This window comes from Vibrio penaeicida (genome assembly GCF_030689305.1).
Lineage (GTDB): Bacteria > Pseudomonadota > Gammaproteobacteria > Enterobacterales > Vibrionaceae > Vibrio > Vibrio penaeicida_B.
Map to the genome: position 1 here is coordinate 127,226 of NZ_JAUYVM010000011.1, position 20,112 is coordinate 147,337.

The 20,112-nt window shown below is 44.9% G+C and carries 14 protein-coding genes; 4 read left to right on the top strand and 10 right to left on the bottom strand.

Annotation, left to right across the window (positions count from 1 at the left end):
* Positions 1 to 16 precede the first annotated feature (16 nt).
* From proB to Q8W40_RS17990, 5 genes are all read right to left on the bottom strand, one after another.
* Positions 17 to 1,156, bottom strand: a complete 1,140-nt coding sequence (proB, locus tag Q8W40_RS17970; RefSeq protein ID WP_101110871.1) for a glutamate 5-kinase — start codon at positions 1,154 to 1,156, stop codon at positions 17 to 19.
* 141 nt (positions 1,157 to 1,297) lie between these two features.
* Entirely contained in the window at positions 1,298 to 1,687 is a 390-nt protein-coding gene (gene crl, locus Q8W40_RS17975; protein ID WP_101110679.1) for a sigma factor-binding protein Crl, read from the bottom strand.
* Between the two features lie 158 nt (positions 1,688 to 1,845).
* Positions 1,846 to 3,093 (bottom strand): esterase FrsA, encoded by a 1,248-nt coding sequence (frsA, locus tag Q8W40_RS17980; RefSeq protein WP_305399264.1) that lies wholly within the window; start codon positions 3,091 to 3,093, stop codon positions 1,846 to 1,848.
* Positions 3,094 to 3,227: 134 nt separating this feature from the next.
* The gene (gene gpt / locus Q8W40_RS17985) at positions 3,228 to 3,683 is read right to left on the bottom strand and encodes a xanthine phosphoribosyltransferase (protein ID WP_305399139.1); all 456 of its coding nucleotides are present in this window, start codon (positions 3,681 to 3,683) and stop codon (positions 3,228 to 3,230) included.
* A gap of 28 nt (positions 3,684 to 3,711) precedes the next feature.
* Positions 3,712 to 5,007, bottom strand: a complete 1,296-nt coding sequence (locus Q8W40_RS17990; RefSeq protein ID WP_101110682.1) for an NCS2 family permease — start codon at positions 5,005 to 5,007, stop codon at positions 3,712 to 3,714.
* A 1,080-nt stretch (positions 5,008 to 6,087) separates the two neighbouring features.
* On the opposite strand from Q8W40_RS17990, the gene Q8W40_RS17995 reads away from it, so the two are divergent.
* Positions 6,088 to 7,560, top strand: coding sequence for an aminoacyl-histidine dipeptidase (locus tag Q8W40_RS17995; RefSeq protein ID WP_101110683.1), 1,473 nt, complete (start codon positions 6,088 to 6,090; stop codon positions 7,558 to 7,560).
* A gap of 62 nt (positions 7,561 to 7,622) precedes the next feature.
* Here the strand turns inward: Q8W40_RS17995 and Q8W40_RS18000 are convergent, their stop codons facing one another.
* Both Q8W40_RS18000 and purL read right to left on the bottom strand, forming a co-directional pair.
* The gene (locus tag Q8W40_RS18000) at positions 7,623 to 7,940 is read right to left on the bottom strand and encodes a DUF3622 domain-containing protein (RefSeq protein ID WP_101110684.1); all 318 of its coding nucleotides are present in this window, start codon (positions 7,938 to 7,940) and stop codon (positions 7,623 to 7,625) included.
* 179 nt (positions 7,941 to 8,119) lie between these two features.
* The gene (gene purL / locus Q8W40_RS18005; protein WP_305399142.1) at positions 8,120 to 12,031 is read right to left on the bottom strand and encodes a phosphoribosylformylglycinamidine synthase; all 3,912 of its coding nucleotides are present in this window, start codon (positions 12,029 to 12,031) and stop codon (positions 8,120 to 8,122) included.
* Between the two features lie 414 nt (positions 12,032 to 12,445).
* On the opposite strand from purL, the gene mltF reads away from it, so the two are divergent.
* Positions 12,446 to 13,948 carry a membrane-bound lytic murein transglycosylase MltF gene (mltF, locus tag Q8W40_RS18010; protein WP_305399143.1) on the top strand — a complete coding sequence of 501 codons (1,503 nt, stop codon included), beginning with the start codon at positions 12,446 to 12,448 and terminating at the stop codon, positions 13,946 to 13,948.
* 682 nt (positions 13,949 to 14,630) lie between these two features.
* Here the strand turns inward: mltF and tadA are convergent.
* Together tadA and Q8W40_RS18020 are read right to left on the bottom strand one after the other, a co-directional pair.
* The gene (tadA, locus tag Q8W40_RS18015) at positions 14,631 to 15,140 is read right to left on the bottom strand and encodes a tRNA adenosine(34) deaminase TadA (protein WP_305399144.1); all 510 of its coding nucleotides are present in this window, start codon (positions 15,138 to 15,140) and stop codon (positions 14,631 to 14,633) included.
* Positions 15,141 to 15,229: 89 nt separating this feature from the next.
* Positions 15,230 to 16,105, bottom strand: coding sequence for a LysR substrate-binding domain-containing protein (locus Q8W40_RS18020; RefSeq protein ID WP_101110687.1), 876 nt, complete (start codon positions 16,103 to 16,105; stop codon positions 15,230 to 15,232).
* A 200-nt stretch (positions 16,106 to 16,305) separates the two neighbouring features.
* On the opposite strand from Q8W40_RS18020, the gene Q8W40_RS18025 reads away from it, so the two are divergent.
* Together Q8W40_RS18025 and fghA are read left to right on the top strand one after the other, a co-directional pair.
* Complete coding sequence (locus Q8W40_RS18025) at positions 16,306 to 17,436, top strand: S-(hydroxymethyl)glutathione dehydrogenase/class III alcohol dehydrogenase (RefSeq protein ID WP_305399146.1); 1,131 nt, start codon at positions 16,306 to 16,308, stop codon at positions 17,434 to 17,436.
* Positions 17,437 to 17,503: 67 nt separating this feature from the next.
* Entirely contained in the window at positions 17,504 to 18,340 is an 837-nt protein-coding gene (fghA, locus tag Q8W40_RS18030) for an S-formylglutathione hydrolase (protein ID WP_305399147.1), read from the top strand.
* A gap of 89 nt (positions 18,341 to 18,429) precedes the next feature.
* On the opposite strand, the gene Q8W40_RS18035 is transcribed toward fghA, so the two are convergent.
* Positions 18,430 to 19,989 carry an AbgT family transporter gene (locus Q8W40_RS18035; RefSeq protein ID WP_101110690.1) on the bottom strand — a complete coding sequence of 520 codons (1,560 nt, stop codon included), beginning with the start codon at positions 19,987 to 19,989 and terminating at the stop codon, positions 18,430 to 18,432.
* Positions 19,990 to 20,112 lie beyond the last annotated feature (123 nt).

Here is a 20,112-nt window from a genome sequence, read left to right on the forward strand (position 1 = left end):
ACTTTTCTCCTCAATTCTACTCTTGAATCACAACAAGATCGTCACGGTGTATGACTTCTGCACCGTACTCATAACCAAGAATCGCGCTGATATCTTTGCTGTGTTTTCCTATAATTTTTTCTAAGTCACCACTTGAGTAACTGGTAATGCCTTTCGCAATGAGCTGACCTTTGGAAGTGGTAATACGTGCAACTTCTCCGCGGGCAAACGATCCGCTCACCTGCACGACACCTTTAGCCAATAAGCTGCTTCCTCTAGCAATCACTGCGTTTACTGCACCTTCATCGATAACAATATCGCCAGATGCCGCTGGCCCAGCTAGGATCCACCGCTTGCGATTTTCGAGTGACTCTTCTAACGGCAAGAAACGAGTGCCTTGCGGATTGTCGCTTAAAGCATCGAAAATGACATTTTGCCCGCTCCCTGCTGCAATAATCACTTCTATACCTGCTCTTCTTGCAATATCGGCAGCTTGCAGTTTGGTTGCCATACCGCCAGTACCTAACGTGGTTCCACTACCACCCGCGATTTTTCGCAGAGTGTCATCGATGGTTTTCACTTCTTTTATTAATTCAGCGTTCGGGTCTTTACGAGGGTCTGCGGTAAATAACCCCGGCTGATCGGTTAAAAGCAGTAATTTATCGGCGCTGCATAAAATACCAACAAGTGCTGATAGGTTGTCGTTATCACCCACTTTTATCTCTGACGTCGCCACTGCATCATTTTCATTCACAATGGGAATGATGTCGTTTGCGACAAGTGCATTCACGGTATCTCTCGCGTTAAGAAAGCGCTCTCTGTCTTCAAGGTCGGCGCGAGTAAGGAGCATTTGACCTATTTTCAAACCAAATAGATCGAACAACGATTCCCAGATTTGGATTAATCTGCTTTGCCCAACCGCCGCGAGCAGTTGTTTACTAGACATGTTGTTGGGCAAGGTCGGGTAGCCTAAATGTTGTCTGCCTGCTGCAATAGCACCAGAAGAAACTAAAACAACAGCATGACCTTGCTTTTTAAGCTCTGCACACTGCCTTACAAGCTCAACCATGTGGGGTCGGTTGATCTCCAAAGTGCCGCCTGTGAGCACACTGGTTCCTAACTTTACAACGATGGTTTGAGTTTGGGAGGCTATCCCGTTTTTTTGATTCATTGTCATTGTCAATATGGTTAAAAACAAACTAAGAACAGATGTTGTAACAATGAAGTGAGGTTTTAACAAGAAGAAAAGGCGCAAAAATGCGCCTTTTTATGCACTTATACCTGAGTCACGGCAAGGTGCGGTGTTGAAACACGAGAATTAAGTGACTTCTACTGACTCTTTATGCAACTCGTAATCAATTTCAAATCGCTCTGAAAGTGCTTTTTTTAGTTTTTTATCAAAGTCTTCCATCGTTCTGGCAACTTCATCTTGAGCTTTCTTAGGAATTGCCTTTGATTCCCAATTCCCTTCAACATTGTAAAGCCCTAAACTGTAGTTAGCGACATAACCTTCATCTTGCTTATCGAACTCTAACCACCACCCCCAAAACTCCCTTTCTTCCGGTGACTTTTTGTCACTAACGCAAACAGATAAGCAATCAAACAAGTAATGACCTTCCTGTGACTCCTTCTCTCGCAAGTAAGGACCAACGGCTTTTAATGCCGACAACAAACGAAAGTGTGTGGGATTCGCAGTGTTTTCAGTCATATTGAATCTCCATTTCAATTATTAGATTTATAAGAACTTAGATTTATAAGATACGTGCCTTAAGATATTCAGTTTAGGCACCTATACCCGACAGACCTAAAGCGCAGGATTACGACTGTCGAACTTATTAATCATTGACTAAAACTGACCAAAAGTCATTATTTTAGTTCATATTTTAGCCATTGAAGTGCTAATGAGAGAGATTCCTCATATCCTTTCGAAATTGACTTAGATGACACTTTCTTTGCTTGACCACCATGGCTAAAAATTGAGACCAATTTGTTGTCTGAATAGGGAGAAATGGGATCCCCTTCCAATCCAAGAGCGAGGATAGGCACCTGAGTTCTTCGATTCGTTAAAAACCCTTGTGTTTTAAGTGACCAAGCGCGCATTTGACCTGCCAAACTGTGTACATCGACGACTTCTTTACCCAAACGAGATGAAAGCATATCCAAGTACATCTTCGGCATTTGTAGTAGCTTGTCTGTCGAAGACAAAACATCGTGGATAGGTGCGCCCAGAGCAACGCACGCTTTTATTCTATCTTGTTCTAAAAAGCTCAAACGAATCGCCGCATTTCCACCAAAGCGGAAACCAAGCATCCCCACTTTAAAGTGATCAACCCAAGGAATCCGAGGAAGCTCATCGAGAATCGCTTTGTGTAGGCAGCTTGAATCTTCCGTGAGATCCCAATGGCTGCTGTGACCGATAGAGGGCATATCTAAGGTGAGCATGGCAATATCATTGGGCGCCAAATAGTCTTTGAACAATCGCCACATGTCCGATTGCAAACTATCAAGCCCGGCACTAACAATCACAACCGGTAATTGTCTTTCGGTGTGAGGAAGGTGCAGATTCGCTTTTATCTTTTTCTTGCCAAAAGGTACTTCGATCTTCTTGGTAACAAGTGAACTGTGTTCCATCGCCATATCATAGGCTTTGTGCACCAACACCTGAGCCTGAATAGAAAGGCTATCCCCCTTTATGTGCGGGTAGCCCGCAATGCTAAAACACAGGCTGGCTCTAAAGTAGGCGTCACTCGCTTCATCGCCTTTCAGTTCCGCTGCTTTCTTTTGATTCAGCATCCCTTGATGAATCCATTCGTACGTCCAATTACCAGAGTGGTACCCCATTACTGTATCTAGCCATTCGTCATGGGTACGGGAATGAGTGGAAGAAGCAATTCTTGAAAGCACTTCCTCCATCTCTAACGGCTCAATCCCCTGCCATATCCACTGCATACGCCTTAGCGTTCGATACCAAGATTCGCCTTGTTCTTCTCGCTGCTTATCCAAGTAGCTCTCGTTACTTGGCATATAGCGAACAAGTGCAGACGTTTCTCTCGCTTGGCGATGATTTTGAAACAGTTCTTCTGAAAGGTTTTTGCTGATTTGCTCTTCAGGCATGGACATAAGGCAAGGATCTTATTCAGTGTTGTATAAGGGGTTTCTGCCCCTAATAGTAATAAAAAAAATGACCCTATACAGGGTCATTTTGAAAATTTGAGTGTTTACCTAAGTATTTACTCTAGATAAAGCCTTTATTTGTTGATTGGATCAACGAATGTCAACGCCATATCCCATGGTTGCTCTATCCAAGTATCTTGTTGAATATCAACAATATAATCATCAACCAAATCGATACCAGCAGGTTTAGCACAAACAGTAATCAACTTCGCCTTTGGGTACATTTCGCGGATCTGACGAGCTGTGTCACCACTGTCTGCCAAATCGTCAACAATCAAGAAGCCTTCACCATCACCTTCTGGTGCTTTTAAAACCGACATATCGCGCTGGTGATCGTGGTCATAACTAGAAATACAAACCGTGTCCACATAGCGAATACCCAGTTCACGAGCCAGAATAGCGGCAGGAACCAAACCACCACGGCTCACGCCAATGATGCCTTTCCATTGCTCTGCCGGCATTTGACGCTCAGCAAGCTGACGGCAGTACATCTGCATGTTGTCCCAGGTGATGATAAATTTATTATTCATAGTTGTTATAACCTGTATCGGCTTTGTCTTAGCCTGCGCTAAGAACGAATTTAATGGTGAAAATGGCTGCCATAACCCAAACACTTAGGGACACATCTTGCGCTTTACCGCTCAACGCTTTGATAGCTGCATAGGCAATAAAACCTAAAGCAATACCATCAGCGATAGAAAATGTTAGCGGCATCAGAAGACACGTCACAACAACAGGAGCCGCTTCGGTTAGATCGCGCCAGTCAATACTAACCAAACCAGAGAGCATCAGGATCGCAACATAAAATAGTGCGCCTGCTGTTGCGTAAGCGGGGATCATTCCAGCTAGTGGCGAGAAGAATAAAGCAAGTAGGAATAAAATGCCAACCACAACCGCTGTTAGGCCAGTTCGACCACCAGCAGCAACGCCAGAAACACTTTCGATGTAAGACGTAGTGTTCGATGTACCTAGAACAGCACCAACAGATGTTGCTGTTGAATCCGCGAGAAGCGCTCGGTTCAAGCGAGGAATCTTGCCATCTTTTTGAATAAGGTCGGCTTTTTGCGCTACCCCTACTAAGGTACCTGCAGTATCAAACAAATCGACAAATAGGAAAGCAAACACGACGGAAATCATGCCGATTTCAAATACAGCAGAGAAATCCAATTGCATAAAGGTTGGTGCAATGCTTGGCGGCCATGAAGCCACACCACCCCAAGTTACATCACCGAATGCTAAGCCAAGACCTGTCACTGCTAGAATAGCAATCATGACTGCGCCTTTTACACCTTTATGAACCAGTGCAATGGTCAAAAAGAAACCAAGTGAAGCGAGTACAGCTGGAAGAGAAGTGATTTGACCCAAAGAGACAAATGTCGCTGGATTATCAACAACAATACCGGCATTTTTCAGTCCGATGAAAGCCAAGAACAAACCAATACCTGCCGAAATACCTGTTCGCAGTGACATAGGTATAGAGTGAATGATCCATTCACGGATTTTAAAAATGCTCAGTAAAATAAATAGAACACCAGAAACAAAAACCGCCGCTAATGCCACCTGCCATGTATGCCCCATCCCCAATACAACGGAATAAGTAAAGAAGGCATTTAACCCCATACCTGGTGCTTGAGCGATTGGGTAGTTTGCCACTAAGCCCATAATGAAACACCCAACCGCGGCCGCTAAACATGTTGCGACAAACACAGCATCACGATCCATTCCGGTATCAGACAAAATCGCTGGGTTAACAAAAATGATATAAGCCATGGTGAGAAAAGTCGTCAACCCGGCAATGATTTCGGTGCGCACACTGGTATTGTGTTCACTCAGTTTAAATAGCCTTTCGAGCATAATCGAATCCCTAAAATTGTGTAAAATAAACGTTTGCGTAATCGATTGGCGCGAATTATAAAGATATCAAATATCAAATTCTAGTTAGAATTAAAACTCTCGATTATCCGTACAATTATTGAAGGCTAGCGGCGCTACCTTTCTCATGCATATCAATCACTTAATCCTTATAAACGTTTCTATGCCATATTGGCATAGAGCTCCTCATTGTAGGTTGAAAATTGAGCACATAGTTAGACAAGGAACACATTTCCCAGAAATTTGCGTTTGGTAGTGTTTAAAAATGGAAGGATTATGAAATTACAGGCTTATGTTGGGTAAAAGTCACAGAGTGAATATATTTTGAACATAAAAAAACGCCACTCAACTTGAGTGGCGGTAGAATCTTGTTATCCCGACAGCAAAAACAGGGATGGTAAATTAATTCCAATTTTAGGGGTGAACAATTTGTTCAGTCTTACACTTGGTTATGACTAGTAACCAAAGCTGGTTGGGTATGCGAAGTTACCAGTGTATATAGATGGTACATTCCAGAACATCGCAGACGGTAAACCTTTCATAGCTATCACCTTTAAATCAATTAAACACAATTTGATTCTCAGTTCCTTGGAGGCGATAAACGGACTCATCCTTTGAGCATTTTCTCTTCATTGCTGAAGTTGGTTGCTAATATACCATCAAGAAAAATAATTACAACATTTAAAATGATCCATATCACACAAACCTGCTTAAATTGCGCCTAATCAAAAAAAATAATGTAATTTAATTACAAAAATATCAAATAATGACAATAGGCAAATGAAACAGATCTAATAGTTGCCATCCATACTCTTTAAGGCTAGCAGAAGTATTACGATTCTGTTTTTTACACCGCCAACTATTTGTTACGCGATCGCTAAAGATTGAATTGAGAATTGCTACGTAAATCTGAATTGGAAATGGTATTCTAGGCGCATCGTCACAGCGTTGTTCAGGATGAAATACGGTCATTACCGTAACTGATGCGATATCTGGTTAGTTATCTTAAATCCTCAAGAAACATCATCCTGTCAGCCTAACAAAACAATAAAGGAGTTTTCCGTGTCTGAGTTCCATTCTGAAATCAGCCAGTTGTCCCCAGCGAAACTTTGGCAGTTCTTCGATAAAATTTGTTCTATTCCTCACCCTTCAAAGCATGAGGAAGAGCTTGCTCAATACATTATAAATTGGGCCACAGAGCAAGGCTTGGATGTACGCCGCGATCCTACTGGCAACGTGTTTATCAAAAAGCCAGCCACACCAGGAATGGAAAATAAGAAAGGCGTAGTGCTTCAAGCGCACATCGATATGGTTCCTCAAAAAAATGAAGACACGGACCATGACTTCACAAAAGATCCTATCCAACCTTACATTGATGGTGAATGGGTTACTGCAAAGGGCACGACTCTAGGTTCAGACAACGGTATTGGTATGGCTTCTTGCTTAGCTGTACTAGCTTCTGACGACATTAAACATGGTCCCGTTCAAGTTTTACTGACGGTTGATGAAGAAGCAGGCATGACCGGCGCATTCGGTTTGGAAGCTGGATGGCTGGAAGGGGACATTCTTCTCAATACAGATTCTGAGCAGGAAGGTGAAGTATACATGGGTTGTGCTGGCGGTATTGATGGTGCAATGACATTTGATATCCAACGCGAAGAAGTACCAGAAGGTTACGTGACTCGCGTGCTCACTCTAAAAGGCTTAAAAGGTGGGCATTCCGGTTGTGATATTCACACAGGTCGTGGCAACGCGAACAAATTATTTGCTCGCTTCCTTGCCGGCCATGCTCAAGAACTTGATCTTCGACTTATTGATTTCCGTGGTGGTAGCCTTCGTAACGCCATTCCAAGAGAAGCGTTTGCGACCGTTGCCGTCCCTGCTGAAAATCAAGAAAAACTAGCAGAACTTTTCAATACTTACACAAACCTGCTCTCTGCTGAATTAGGCAAAATTGAAACCAGTATCGTCTCTTTCAATGAAGAAGCAGAGAATACTGGAAAAGTATTTGCTCAGGCCGATCAATTCCGTTTTGTTTCCGCTTTAAACGCCGCGCCAAACGGTGTTATTCGTATGAGTGATGAAATCGAGGGTGTGGTAGAAACATCTTTGAATGTTGGTGTTATCACAACAGAAGATGACAAGGTCACTGTACTGTGTTTGATTCGCTCTTTGATTGACTCGGGTCGAGAGCAAGTTGAAAGCACGCTTCGCTCTATTGCAGAGTTGGCTGGGGCAGAATTATCTTTCTCTGGCGCTTACCCTGGTTGGAAGCCAGACGCAGATTCAGAAATCATGGCGATCTTCCGTGAAATGTATGAAGGCATCTACGGGCATAAACCTAATATCATGGTGATTCACGCTGGGTTAGAATGTGGGTTGTTCAAAGAACCTTACCCTGAAATGGATATGGTTTCTTTCGGGCCAACAATCAAATTCCCTCACTCTCCAGATGAGAAAGTGAAAATTGATACTGTCGCTTTGTACTGGGAGCAAATGGTTGCACTACTGGAAGCCATTCCAGAAAAAAAATAACCTCTAGAAAAAGTAAAGGCTGGCGATGTGCCAGCCTTTTTTATTCATAATCGAAAAGTAAATTACTCTTCGTCAGCGATACTTTTCTTTTCTTCCGCTGCTTTTTTCGCTTTTTCTGCGGCCACTTTTTCAGCCAAAGCCAATGCAGCAGCTTCGCGCTCGCTTCGCTTTTCAGCTTTACGATCATTGCGCTTAGCTTGATTTTCTACAAACTCAGCCAGCGTTTTTTCTGCCCACTCGTTTGCTAAAACTTCAGACTCAAAACCAGTTTCGCGTTTCGACACAACAGTACGACGCGATGTAACTTGGCGAGTGATTTCTGCTGTCCAGCCATTGCGCTTCTCAGTCACACGGATAGCAAATTTTCTGTTTTTCGACATTTCTATATTCCTAAGGGATTTGTAAAGGGATATAGCCATCCCTTGGCAAGCGCGGTATTAGAGCACAAAGTCACACAAATTGCTCTAGTTTTTCAGCATCAACACTTCGAAAAAAACCGCCAGAGCTTTCACTCTGGCGGTTTCGGTAAACTGAGAATCAGTTGCTAGCGAAAACTCAATTAACCGACATTCTTACGTGCATTTTGGAACATACGCATCCAAGCACCATTCTCACCCCAACCCTCTGGAGACCAAGAGTTTGCTACCGTGCGGAATACACGCTCTGGGTGAGGCATCATGATCGTTACACGACCATCCGATGTTGTTAGACCCGTAATCGCGTTTGGCGAACCATTCGGGTTGTTCGGGTATTGCTGCGTTTGGTTTCCGTTGTTATCAACGTAACGCAACGCGACCGTACCTGAATTTTCAATGGCATTTAGGTGTTCACCGCCGCGAACTTCAACACGACCTTCGCCATGAGAAACCGCGATTGGCATACGCGAGCCTTCCATACCATCGAAGAACACAGAATCGGATTTCTGTACTTCAACCAGGCTAAAGCGCGCTTCAAAACGCTCAGATTCGTTACGAACAAAGCGAGGCCATAAGTCTGCACCTGGAATCAGTTCTTTCAAGTTTGAAAGCATCTGACAACCGTTACACACACCTAAAGAGAACGTATCTTCGCGCTTAAAGAAACCTTCGAATTGGCTGCGAGCCTCTTCATTGAACAAGATGGACTTAGCCCAGCCTTCACCTGCACCCAATACGTCACCGTATGAGAAACCGCCACAAGCGACTAAGCCGTTGTACTCTTCCAGTACGGCTTGCCCTGTTAAGATATCACTCATGTGGATATCGGTCGCTTCAAAGCCAGCACGATCGAACGCGGCAGCCATTTCAACGTGAGAGTTCACGCCCTGCTCACGTAGAATTGCCATTTTAGGTTTAGCGCCTGTGTTTATCATAGAAGAGCGAGCAATGTATGGCGCCGCAATGTCTTCGTTCACATCGTAGCTTAATTTGACGTTCAGACCTGGGTCTGAATTGTCTTTCTTCGCTTCAAATTCTTGGTCAGCACACGCTGGGTTATCACGTAAACCTTGCATCTTGTGCGTTGTCTCTGCCCAGATGGTACGTAGTTCTGTACGTGAACGCTCAAGCACAATCGCATCGCCAGAAGTGATAACGAAGTTGTCTGAATCTTCAACGCTACCGATAACGTGGGAACATGTTTCCAAGCCATTTGCAGCCAGAGTAGAAAGTACCGCATCCAAATCGTCGTTCTTAACCTGAACCACAGCACCCAACTCTTCGTTGAATAACGTCGCCAGCGCATCTTCACCCAGCTCTGCGATATTCGAGCGAACACCACAGTGACCTGCGAATGCCATTTCCGCTAGGGTTACAAACAAACCACCATCGCCTTTATCGTGGTAAGCCAGCAGTTTGTCTTCACGAACCAATGTTTGCATGGCATCGAAGAAGCCTTTTAGCTGCTCTGCGTTATCTACGTCAGCTGGCTTGTCGCCTAGCTGCTTGTATACCTGCGCTAGCGCCGTCGCACCTAAACGGTTCTTGCCGTTACCTAGGTCTATCAATACCAGTGAGGATTCGCCTTTGTCTGTTAATAGCTGAGGGGTTACGGTTTTGCGAACGTCTTCCACTCGACCAAATGCCGTGATAACCAAAGACAATGGAGAAGTGACTTCTTTGTCTTCACCATTTTCGTTCCACTTGGTTTTCATAGACATGGAGTCTTTACCAACAGGAATGGTTAGACCCAGTGCCGGACAAAGTTCCTCGCCCACCGCCTTAACGGCTTCGTACAAACCTGCATCTTCACCTGGGTGACCCGCTGGAGACATCCAGTTTGCCGATAGCTTAATGTGTTTAATGTCGCCGATATCTGTCGCAGCGATGTTCGTCAAAGACTCACCTACTGCCAAGCGAGCCGATGCACCGAAGTCTAGCAATGCAACTGGTGTACGCTCACCCATCGACATCGCTTCACCGTGGTAAGAATCATAGCTCGCTGCCGTAACAGCGCAGTTTGCCACAGGAACCTGCCAAGGTCCTACCATTTGGTCACGAGCAACCAAACCGGTTACTGAGCGGTCACCAATGGTAATAAGGAATGTTTTCTCTGCAACGGTTGGTAAACGAAGAACGCGATCCGCCGCTTCATTTAGCTCGATACCGTCACGGCTAATAGCGGAGCTTTCCACTTTCAGCGTTTTTGCATCACGGTGCATCTTCGGTGTTTTGCCAAGCAGAATATCCATTGGCATATCGATTGGCGTGTTATCGAAGTGCGAATCTTCAAGTGTTAAGTGGCGTTCTTCTGTTGCCACGCCCACGACAGCGTATGGCGCACGCTCACGCTTACAAATTGCTTCGAATGTTGCCATGTTTTCTGGCGCAACCGCCATAACATAACGCTCTTGAGATTCGTTACACCAGATCTCAAGTGGGCTCATGCTCAACTCATCATTTGGTACGTCACGTAACTGGAATTTACCGCCACGCTCACCATCATCACAAAGTTCAGGAAGCGCATTTGAAATGCCACCCGCACCAACATCGTGGATGAATGCGATTGGGTTGTCGTCACCCAACTGCCAGCAACGGTCGATCACTTCCTGACAACGACGTTCCATTTCAGGGTTTTCACGCTGAACAGAAGCAAAGTCAAGGTCTTCAGCCGATTGACCAGAAGCCATTGAAGAGGCTGCTCCACCACCAAGACCGATGTTCATAGCCGGACCGCCAAGTACAATCAGGCTAGCACCAACAGGAATTTCTTTTTTCTGAACATGCTCGTCACGAATGTTACCCATACCACCAGCAATCATGATTGGCTTATGGTAACCACGAACCTCTTCACCCGCGTGAGAGGTCACTTTTTCTTCGTAAGTACGGAAGTAACCCAGTAGGTTTGGACGACCAAATTCGTTGTTAAACGCCGCGCCACCAAGTGGACCTTCTAGCATAATGTCTAGTGCGTTAACGATGCGACCTGGTTTACCAAAATCAGTTTCCCAAGGTTGCTCGTAACCAGGGATGCGAAGGTTAGATGTTGTAAAACCAACCAAACCCGCTTTTGGCTTGCCACCGATACCGGTTGCGCCTTCGTCACGGATTTCACCACCAGAACCGGTAGAAGCACCAGGCCAAGGTGAAATTGCCGTTGGGTGGTTATGCGTTTCAACCTTCATCAAGATGTGCGCATCTTCGTGGTGGTAGTTGTACTGGCGAGACTCTGGATCTGGGAAGAAACGACCCACTTTAGAACCCGTCATTACTGCTGCGTTATCTTTGTATGCAGACAAAACGTGGTCAGGCGTCGTTTCAAATGTATTTTTGATCATTTTGAACAGAGACTTATCTTGGTCAACGCCATCGATAGTCCAGTCTGCATTAAAAATCTTGTGACGACAGTGTTCAGAGTTCGCTTGAGCAAACATCATCAGTTCGATGTCATTCGGGTTACGGCCAAGCTCGGTGAAGTTTTCTACTAAGTAGTCAATTTCGTCTTCAGCAAGAGCAAGACCCAGTGAAACGTTTGCTTCTTCAAGCGCAGCGCGACCGCCCGCTAAGATATCAACGTCTGCTACTGGTGCCGGCTCTGCCACTGTAAACAATGCAGATGCAGCATCCAGATCCGTGAACACTGATTCCATCATACGATCGTGGATCAGTGCTTTAACGGCTTGAGTTTGCTCTTCAGATAGAGTTTCTGATGATTCAATGTAGTAAGCCGTACCGCGCTCCAGACGTTTTACTTTGTCTAGACCACAGTTAACAGCGATGTCAGTGGATTTAGAAGACCACGGAGAAATAGTACCCGGACGTGGAGTCGCGAGAAGTAGAAGACCTTCAGGCTCGTGCTCTTCGATCGTTGGACCGTAAGTCAGCAGTTTTTCTAGTTTGCCCAATTCAGACGCATCTAGATCTGCTGTTAGGTCAGCAAAGTGCATAAACTCAGCGTAAATACCTGTTACTGGCAGGCTTTGCTCACGACAAAGTTCAAGTAATTTGTTAACACGAAACTCAGAAAGAGCTGGGGAGCCACGCAAAATTCTCATGTGCTTAGGTCTCTTATGCAGTTAGTTAAGATGATATTGCAATAAATTCAAAGGGTTACTATCCACCCTGAAACCTATACCAATTTCACCTCGCATTTGCGGGCGTATTATAGAGGAAAAAATCTGTGACGTAACCACAAATAGCAACCGTTTGCGCCTTTTTTTAACACTTCAATTAATTGCGCCGCTATCAAAGGAAGCTACGTGCTAGAAACAGAGTGTCTTGAGACCAATTAAAGACAAGACCTGTTGCATTTCTCCGTCTGCCATCTCGCGCTTTTTTATTCTTTTTTTTATTGCTGCTTTGCCCTAGTGACCTGCTTTGATATAAAGAGAGCTGAATTTCAGTGTGAGTAAACTGTTTTGAGCATTATTTCCCCACTAGTCTGGCTAAGAAGGTTCGCTTTTATCTCTATGATAAGCGTTGTGTTATCTGGCTGTCAGATAGAATCCAACCCAAAAAGTGAACTCGAAAAGATTAAGGAAAGAGGCACGCTAAGAGTCGGAACACTGAATAATCAGCTTTCTTACTATATTGGACCTGATGGTCCTACTGGCTTAGATTTTGAGCTCGCCAAGCGATTTGCTGACGAGCTTGGAGTCAATTTGGAAATGAAACCAGCCTACCGCTTATCGGAATTGTTCCCAGCGCTCGATCGTGGCGAAATTGATATGATTGCGGCTGGATTAAGTCAGACCCCCGATCGCCTTAAGCATTTTCGCGCCGGACCAGCTTACTATTATGTATCTCAACAGGTGGTGTATAAAAAAGGCTCATGGCGACCACGAAACGTCGATCAGCTGGTTAAAAAGCAAATCCCTATCATCGTTGTAAAAGATTCACACTTTGAACGCACATTAAAAACGCTCCAACAAGAAAAACCGGGGCTCGTTTATCGCGATGAAGAAGACGCTGACGTCAACGATCTACTGCAGAAAGTATCAAAGGGAGAATTGGCGCTCACCATGGCCGATTCGGTTGAACTTTCTTTATCTCAGCGTTTGTACCCTTCACTGGCTTTAGCATTTGAGCTAACAGAAGATCAGCCCATCTCTTGGTATATGCGTCGCAGCGACGATGAAAGCCTCTACGCACTGCTCATCGAATTCTTCGGGCTTCTTAAACAATCTGGCGATTTGGCTCGATTGGAAGAAAAATACTTCGGTCACGTTGAAAGCTTCGATTACGTGGATACGAGAGCATTCATTCGCGCATTAGACAGCAAACTGCCTAAATGGGAGGCGCTATTCAAGAAGCACTCTAACGAATTCGACTGGCGCTTAATTGCAGCGCTGGGCTATCAAGAATCACATTGGAATCCACTCGCTAAATCACCTACCGGGGTAAGAGGAATGATGATGCTTACCTTGCCAACGGCAAAAAGCGTTGGCGTGAAGAATCGTCTCGATCCTGAACAATCCGTGCGAGGTGGCGTGGAATACCTAAGACGCATCGTCGATCGCGTGCCCGACTCAATTTCTGAACACGAGAAGATTTGGTTTGCCCTCGCTTCGTATAATGTGGGTTACGGTCACATGATGGATGCGAGAAGACTCACAAAACGCCAAGGCGGCGATCCAGATTCTTGGGCAGATGTAAAAGACAGATTGCCACTACTGCGGAAAAAAGAGTTTTATAGCAAAACTCGCTATGGCTACGCACGCGGAGATGAAGCGAGAAACTACGTAGAGAACATTCGCCGTTACTACCAATCGATCATTGGGCATATCGATAAGCAGCGTATCGCAAACGAAGAGATCAACATTGACGATCTTCAAGTCATTGATGTTCCACTGTCTGCCGCTCTGCCTACGACTTCGGGAGCTGAGGCAACATCAAGTAAGGATACAAAGCAACAAGATAAACCGGCTGAAGGTGAAAAACAGAGCGAAAAGCCTAAAGAAGACAAGAAGTAATATCTTTAAAGCAATTCGATTTATTGGATACCCAGTGGGGGCTCAATTAACTATTGAGCCCCCACTCTATTTCAAACGTACTCACTCAATTCAAAAGTTCTCTAAGATGAAAATGCATTCTTAGGGGCAATGTGTCTTTTCTAAACGATTAGAGCCCGTTACCCTTTTCTATGGAGTTATTTTGGTTAAGTGTCACAGTACTTGAAAAACCTATCAATCGCCCTTACATTAAACAGTGATGACAATCTTTGCTGTCACGTCATCAACTCGTAACAATCGAAGCTTATAACTTGTTTCTACTGTACAAAGAAACCCTAGTTTTGCTGTACAAATGAAACCTTAGTTTCGCTGTAAAAGAAAACTCGCTGTTCACCAAAGATGTCGCTTTTAACAAAGATAATAGAAGCATGACTAGTCAAAAGAAAAGCTAGTACCGGTGAAGGGAGTGTTGGGCGGTGCCAGAAAAAAATAACAGCACCGTTATTGTTAGCTTGGTAGAGGAGAGAAGATATGTTCTCCAAAAGAAAGTCGTCTAAGCGACTGCTACAAAAGGCTGTTTCGTCCAATCGTCGTAAGCGTATGCTTGCCAATAACAAGAAAAAAGTTATTTGGCGTAGCAAAGCTTTTGCTCTTTGCTTAGAGCCTTGATACGGAAGATACAGTTGTTTCTAAACGGCAAACATCAATCCTGATGTTTGCCATCAGACTTCCCTTCTTTTAACGCTTTTTTTTCTTTCCGTCGACGTTTAAAAAAGCTTTGTAATTGCTCCCTACACTCTTGCTCAAGTAACCCTGATTCTATTGTCGCGTAGTGATACGACGCTTGGCTTTCAAACAGGTTCAATACTGTGCCTGCCGCCCCCGCTTTTAAATCTGGCGCACCATAAACCACTCTCTTTACTCGGCTATGAAGCAGCGCACCTGCACACATGGGGCATGGCTCTAACGTGACGTACAAGGTGGTATCAAGCAACCGGTAGTTTTCCAGCTCACTGCCCGCTTTGCGCAGCGCTTGTACTTCAGCGTGTGCCGTTGCGTCATGTTGCCCTATTGAACGGTTCCAGCCTTCTGCAATCACATTACCATCTTTTACTAATACTGCACCGACGGGCACTTCACCTTCCAATTCGGCTTGGTGAGCAAGCTCGATAGCTCGTCGCATGAAATGTTCATCTTGTTCACTAAATGACACGTTTTCTCTCTAGGCTCGTTTAAATTGCAATGATTCTTCAAATGGAATGCGCGGATTATATACTCAAGCTTGGATGTTCGCATGCGAGTTTAATAAATAGACATACGGTCAGCCAGAAAATCAATCAGCAAACGAACCTTAGAGGATAAATACCGATTGTTAGGATACAGCGCCCAGATCCCTTCTTTGGTATCACGAAAATCGGTAAGCAATTCTACCAATTCTCCGGTTGCCATATAGGGGTGAACGTAATAATCGGGCAATTGAACGATGCCAATACCTTTGAGCGCGGAATCAATCAACACACGCCCGCTGTCGCATTTCATCCGTCCTTCAACGGAAAGCTGCCTCTTATGACCATTTTCAATAAATCGCCAGTAGGGATGGTTTCCTATTAAGCATTGGTGCTGGGAGAGCTCCAATAAAGATCGAGGTTCGCCAAATTGTTCTAAGTAGGCTGGGCTCGCACACACATGCATTTGACGAGCACCTAACCGCTTGGCGATGTATGTGGAATCGCCTAAGTGCCCGAGGCGAATAGCCAAATCAAAACCATGCTCTAGCATGTCCAACTTCTGGTTAGAAAGGTGGAAGTCTAATTCGACTTCAGGGTACTCGACTAAAAATTCATTCAGCAAAGGGGCAAGCATTTGTTCCCCGTATGTTACCGGTGCCGTTAGCTTGATCTTTCCTTTAAGGGTCGTTTGAAGCTCTGTTACCGCCTCTTCCGCAAACTCAAGGCCATCCACTAAGTGCCGGCAATGCTGATAATACACTTTGCCAGCATCGGTCAACGTCACCCTACGTGTGGTTCTTAGGAACAGTTTTACCGACAAACGTTGTTCTAAACGTGCAATTTTGCGGCTCACTTGTGCGACTGAGGTTGATAATTTTTGAGCTGAAAGTGTAAAACTCTCTTGTTCCGCCACAGCGACAAACTCTGTGACCCCTTCCCATTGGTCCATTTTTAGTGCCTCAACACAAATTTTATTATTACAAATATGTAATAGTAAATTTCATTTTACCCAGATTATCAATTCAAATAAATTAATTAAAATGTCTCCCATACCTCGCCAACTCACTCTATACGTTAGGATGTTCTCTTAGTTGGGATATTCTCGAGTCAACCTATTGGCGACCATCGTGATTACTTAAGGGTACAAACATGTCTGAACAATTCATTAAATCTCGCGCAGCGGTAGCGTGGGGACCAAATCAACCACTCTCTATTGAAGAAGTTGATGTCATGCTTCCGAAAGCGGGTGAAGTTCTGGTTAAGATTGTTGCTTCTGGTGTTTGCCACACCGATGCATTTACTTTATCGGGCGACGATCCTGAAGGTATCTTCCCCTCTATTTTGGGTCACGAAGGTGGCGGTATTGTTGAAATGGTTGGGGAAGGTGTCACCAGCGTTGAGGTCGGTGACCATGTCATTCCTCTTTACACGGCAGAGTGTGGCGAGTGTAAGTTCTGTACCTCAGGAAAAACAAACTTATGCCAAGCAGTTCGAGAAACTCAGGGCAAAGGTTTGATGCCTGATGGCACCACTCGTTTTTATAAAGACGGTGAGCCTATATATCATTACATGGGGTGTTCGACATTTTCAGAATACACAGTATTGCCTGAAATCTCGTTAGCGAAAGTAAACGCAGATGCCCCACTAGAAGAAGTGTGTTTACTTGGATGTGGCGTAACCACAGGTATGGGGGCGGTACTCAACACCGCTAAAGTACAAAAAGGCGATACCGTTGCGATTTTTGGGCTAGGCGGAATCGGTTTATCCGCGATCATTGGTGCCACAATGGCCGGAGCAAGCCGCATCATTGGTGTCGATATCAACGAAAGTAAATTTGACCTCGCCAAGCAGCTTGGCGCGACAGATTGCATTAACCCACAACATTATGACAAACCCATTCAAGAAGTCATTGTGGACATGACCGACGGTGGCGTCGATTTCTCATTCGAATGTATCGGGAACGTCAATGTTATGCGCTCTGCACTTGAATGTTGTCATAAAGGTTGGGGAGAATCTGTCATTATTGGTGTGGCAGGCGCAGGGCAAGAGATCTCAACTCGCCCATTCCAGTTGGTGACAGGTCGAGTTTGGCGTGGTAGCGCATTTGGTGGCGTGAAAGGTCGCTCCGAATTACCGGGCATTGTAGAGCGATACATGGATGGTGAGTTTGGTCTACAAGAGTTCATCACTCACACTATGGGGCTAGATGGCATCAACGACGCTTTTGATCTCATGCATAAAGGCGAAAGCATACGCTCTGTTGTCCATTTCGATAAATAGGGTCTGTCGACCTTCAACTAAACAGAGCGGTTTTCCGCTCTGTTTCCTATTGGGGAAGCTCCTATACATGGCTATTACTGAAATCAGTGCCGCAAAAGTCCATGGCGGCTGGCACAAACAATTTACTCATCAGTCCAACACTGTGCAGTGTGAAATGCGATTCGCCATTTTTTTACCCTCACAAGCCGAATCTGAGCCAGTACCTGTAATCTACTGGTTATCTGGGCTGACATGCACTGACGAAAATTTCATGCAAAAAGCCGCGGCATTTCGTAAAGCTGCCGAACTTGGTGTTGCTATTGTCGCGCCAGATACCAGCCCGAGAGGCGAAAGCGTACCCGACGACTCGGAAGGGGCATACGATTTTGGTTTAGGCGCAGGCTTTTACCTTAATGCGACACAAGAACCCTGGAGCACTCACTACCATATGTACGATTATGTGGTGAAAGAACTTCCAGCACTCATTGAAGCCAATTTCCCAGTCAACACCAAAAAGTCCATTTCAGGACACAGCATGGGTGGACACGGTGCACTCAGCATTGGCTTAAAGCACCCAGACCTATACCGTTCTGTTTCTGCATTCAGCCCAATTACCAAGCCCATGAATTGTCCTTGGGGTATTAAAGCATTCAGCCTGTATTTAGGAGAAGATAAAGCCAACTGGTCGCGCTACGACAGCTGTGAATTACTAAAAGCAACGGATAGCGTGCCGCCAATATTGGTTGATCAAGGGAGTGCTGATTCTTTCCTTGAAGAACAGCTAAAACCAGACATGTTTCAAAGCATCGCTAAACAGCACGACAATATTGTTTTTAGAATACAAGATGGCTACGACCACAGTTATTTCTTTATACAAAGCTTCATCGAGGATCACTTAGCGTTTCATGCACGCTACCTCAAATAGTGTTCATAAAAAAACAAGAAACCTAGCATAATTGCTGGGTTTCTTTTGTTTAAAGCGTTGTATCAAATTACAAAGTGTCGCTTCTAAATTTACATCGTATAGGTGTAAGGCGCTTGAATACCTAGAGGTATTCCTAAGGCCCAATACGCCAGTAAGAAGATCGTCCAACCAATCAGCATCGCGATCGAAAACGGCATCATGAGAGAAGCCAAAGTGCCAATACCCGTTGATTTCACGTAACGCTGGCAATAAACCACGACGAGTGGGAAGAACACCATAAGCGGTGAAATGATGTTGGATACGGAATCACCGACACGATACGCCGCTTGAGATAGCTCAGGAGAAATTCCGACTGCCATTAGCATCGGCACTAGAATTGGACCGATTAACGCCCATTTCGCAGATGCAGACCCAACCAGCAAGTTTACAAATGCCGTAAGGAGAATCATACCTACGATGGTAGCTTGCCCTGGTAGTTCAAGAGCCTTAAGCCCTTCAGCACCGTAAAGCGCAAGCATAGTACCAATGTTTGATTGACCAAACGCCGACAGGAATTGCGCACAAAAGAATGACATGACAATGTAAGCACCCATCGTCGCCATAGTATCGGACATGGCTTTAATCACGTCGTTACTGCTTTTGAACGTGCCAGCCACACGGCCATAAACAATACCGGGAATGATAAATAGAATGAAAATCAGCGGTACGATAGATTTCATTACTGGTGCGGAGAATGCTGTTAACTCTCCATCAGGTGAGCGCAGTGCTGAGTCTTCCGGAATAAGTGCGACAACCAGCAAAGCAATACCTGCCAACATCGCCCAACCAGCATAACGAAACGCCTTGGATTCAATAGCCGAAAACGATCCTAAATCGGGGGCTTCTTCCGCATCTTCATCAACAGGAGTATTGGCTAGACGAGGTTCAATGATTTTCTCGGTCACATACCAGCCAATCGCAACAATGATGACAGAGGAGATTCCAGTGAAGAAGATATTCGCCAGCGGGTTCACAACATAACTTTCATCCAATACCTGTGCTGCCGTTTGGGTGAAGCCAGCCAAGAGAGGATCGATGCCAGATGGAATAAAGTTAGCCGAGAAGCCACCAGAAACGCCCGCAAATGCCGCCGCAATACCGGCAAGAGGATGACGACCAGCAGCATGGAAGATAATACCCCCCAACGGAATAACGAGTACGTAACCCGCATCGGCAGCAGTATGTGACACAATCGCCACCAAAATAAGCATTGGCGTTAAAAGTTTCGCTGGCGTGAAGTTCAGCATTTTCTTCAAGCCAGTGGTGATGAAACCAGATGAGTCAGCAACACCTACCCCTAGCATTGCCACTAACACAATCCCCAAAGGTGCAAAGCTAGTAAAAGTTGTCACCATATTCGCAAGGAAACTCGCGAGTGCTTCACCAGTAAGTAGGTTGTTTATTTCCAGTGCTTCACCAGTACGCGGGTTCATCAGATCAAAGGAAACATTAGAAAGTAATGCTGACGATACCCAAACAATCACTAGTGCCCAAAAAAACAAGATTGCTGGATCAGGGATCTTGTTACCAGCGCGTTCGATAAAATTTAAAAATCGGTCCATTCCCGACGGTTGGGATGGTGGAGCCTGCTTAACAGCTTGGTTACTCATAGGTAACTCCATATGTCAGATGTTGTTTTCAACGAGCTATTCATTTAGTTATATATCGCTCATTTCTCGACTGACTATTCTATTGGAACACCAATATAAAAGCACAAAAAACCAGACCATTTC